The following is a 2,575-nucleotide window of genomic DNA, read 5'->3' on the forward strand; positions in this document are numbered from 1 at the left end:
GGCGCCATTGCGTCGTGGCGTTAAATGGGCCGGAAAGTGAGCGGCCAAGCATAAATTTTTCAAACTGAGCCACTGCCCACCGCCCCCGCGCTTATCCGCAGTCTTCATTTTAGCCTCCCAGGACTGGGGCGCCCTCAAAAAACGACGAATCCCGCGAGTCACCGCGAATCGATCCGTGTGGATTCGCGGGATGCGTCGTTTTCTTCGTGGGGGTTGGACCACCGGTATATTATTCCATATACCGTCCCCAGGAAGTTGTAGTGTGCAATATCACCGGTTAAACTGTATATATTGTTGTATCCAAAATATTGGCAGATTCTGATCAGTATACTGTGCAATATGACCGGTTAAATTGCATATTATGTATCTCAAAAGATCGGCGGAAACGGCCCTCCGGGAGATCATCTCCGGCGACAAGGTCGGTGTTGTTCTCGGTGCCCGCCAGGTCGGTAAGACAACACTGGTCCAGCATGTGGTGCGGAAGCGGGGGGCGGTCTTTCTCAATTTCGACGTGGAAGTGGACAAGGCACGCTTCCAAGCCGCGGCCACCTTGCCGCCCACCGATGCCCTAGGCTCCCTGGGTGACCCGCGGGTCTTGGTCATCGACGAGGCCCAGCGCCTGCCCGAGGCGTCTCGGATCATCAAGGGTTGGCACGATACCCACCTGCCGGTAAAGATCCTGCTGCTCGGCTCTTCTGCGCTAAACCTGCGCGATCAGGCGGCGGAGAGTCTCACCGGCCGCAACCGCAAGCTGATCCTGCCCCCCTTGCTGTTCTCCGAGACCCTCTCAGCGCAGGCGTGGGCAACCTCCCAGATACCGCGCGATCAGCTGCTCCGACATTTTGCCCCGCAGCTGCGGGCCTCGTTGCAACAACGCTTGGCCTTCGGTGCCTATCCCGAGGTGGTCCTGACCCCTGATCCGGTGCGCTTGCTGCGCGAGCTCAGTGCCGACTATCTCTGGAAAGATGTCCTGCAAACCGGTCTGATCAAGACGCCGGATCTTATCAAGCGCCTGCTCTTGCTGCTGGCCCACCAGGTCGGCTCCGAGGTATCGGTGAACGAACTGGCAACCCAGCTGGGAATGGCACGACCGACGGTAGAGCGTTACCTGGACCTGCTGGAACAGACCTTCGTCATCTTCCGGCTGCCCTCGTTCAGCACCAACCCGCGCAAGGAGATTGCCAAGGGCCGCAAGATATTCTTCTGGGACACCGGAATCCGCAACGCCCTCCTCAACGCCTTTGCCACCGAGGCATTGCGGCCAGACATCGGCCCCCTGTGGGAGAACTGGACGATTGCGGAAATCGCCAAACGCAATGCCCTGCTCGGCGCGCCGGCGGAGCTCTTTTTCTGGCGCTCCCGCACCCAGTCGGAAGTCGATCTGGTCGTAAAGCAGGGCGATCGCTTGCGCGCCTTCGAGATCAAGTGGTCGGGGCGTCGCACCAGAAACCGGGCCTTTCGGGATGCCTACGGCGTACACGTCGAGACCATCGGGCCGGAGAACCCCTTCGTCGCCGATCGCTTGGAGGCGTGAGGCACCTTTTTTCTTGTAGTGTACGGTATCTCGACGTACTATTGGGGATAAAGAGGATGTTGTTCTTGAAGGTGAACCGCGATGAGTAAAAATGCCAGACTGGAGGCCCGCCTTACGCCGGATATTCACGCCCTGCTAAAACGTGCCGCTGCAATCCAAGGCCGCAGCCTGTCTGATTTTGTCGTGTCCGCGGCCCGGCATGCCGCCGTGGAGACGATTGAGCAAGCCGATATGATCCGGTTGTCGCAAGCCGATCAAGAACGGTTTGCGGCGGCCCTATGTGAGTCTTCGCCCCTTACTCCTGCCATGGAGCGGGCGATCCGTCACCATGAAGAATTGGTAGGTCCGCTTGTCGAATGATTTTCCCTTCACCATCGAGCGGTTGGAACGCCACGACCGCAAGGATTTTTCTTGTGGTAGCGAGCCGCTTGACCGTTATTTTCGCTCACGGGTCTCGCAAGACATCCGGCGGCGGTTGACAACCTGTTTTATTGCACGCGAGCAGGAAGGTACGCGCATCGCCGGTTTCTATACGCTGTCCGCCTGCCAGATCCTATTGAGTGACCTGCCGGACGAAACGGTTCGGCGCTTGCCCCGTTATCCGTCCGTTCCCGCCGCGCGTGTTGGCCGCCTTGCGGTGGATACCGCATACCAGGGGCGGGGGCTCGGTGGGGCTTTGCTGGCAAATGCAGCAGCGCGCGTCTTGAGCGCAGAGATTGCCGTTTTTGCACTCGTGGTCGATGCTAAAGATGAACAAGCCACCGCCTTTTACCGTCACCATGGTTTTGCCGTCTTACAGGAAGAGAGCAATACCTTGTTTATGCCCTTACGCCTGTTCGCCGAGCGTTCAGCCCACATATCTCACCGGCCTGCCCATCCATAGGAGTCCGTAGGCTGGGTTGAGGAACGAAACCCAGCAACTCGGCTGCCAGCTTCCGTCGGCGCGTGGGAACGAGCGCGATTTGTCTCCATCCGTGTCGATCCGTGTTCATCCGTGGTTCGCTTTCCGGTTGTTATCTGCACTAACCAATGGTTTTCACA

Annotated in this window: 3 protein-coding genes; all 3 read left to right on the forward strand. The window is 58.6% G+C overall.

The annotated features are described in order from the left end of the window. Positions 1 to 361 precede the first annotated feature (361 nt). The 3 genes from BQ17_RS15880 to BQ17_RS15890 all read left to right on the forward strand — a co-directional run bounded on the left by BQ17_RS15880 (position 362) and on the right by BQ17_RS15890 (position 2,417). Entirely contained in the window at positions 362 to 1,534 is a 1,173-nt protein-coding gene (locus tag BQ17_RS15880) for an ATP-binding protein (RefSeq protein WP_089728696.1), read from the forward strand. Positions 1,535 to 1,615: 81 nt separating this feature from the next. After that, positions 1,616 to 1,894, forward strand: coding sequence for a type II toxin-antitoxin system TacA family antitoxin (locus tag BQ17_RS15885; protein WP_089728698.1), 279 nt, complete (start codon positions 1,616 to 1,618; stop codon positions 1,892 to 1,894). A gap of 22 nt (positions 1,895 to 1,916) precedes the next feature. Beyond that, entirely contained in the window at positions 1,917 to 2,417 is a 501-nt protein-coding gene (locus tag BQ17_RS15890; protein ID WP_256091634.1) for a GNAT family N-acetyltransferase, read from the forward strand. The last annotated feature ends 158 nt before the right edge of the window (positions 2,418 to 2,575 follow it).

It is taken from the genome of Candidatus Thiosymbion oneisti (genome assembly GCF_900092655.1).
Taxonomy (GTDB): domain Bacteria; phylum Pseudomonadota; class Gammaproteobacteria; order Chromatiales; family Chromatiaceae; genus Thiosymbion; species Thiosymbion oneisti.

Excerpts from the sequence above, each read along its gene's own strand:
- BQ17_RS15880 (WP_089728696.1), top strand. The coding sequence starts at position 362 with ATGTATCTCAAAAGATCGGCGGAAACGGCCCTCCGGGAGATCATCTCC.
- BQ17_RS15885 (WP_089728698.1), top strand. The coding sequence starts at position 1,616 with ATGAGTAAAAATGCCAGACTGGAGGCCCGCCTTACGCCGGATATTCAC.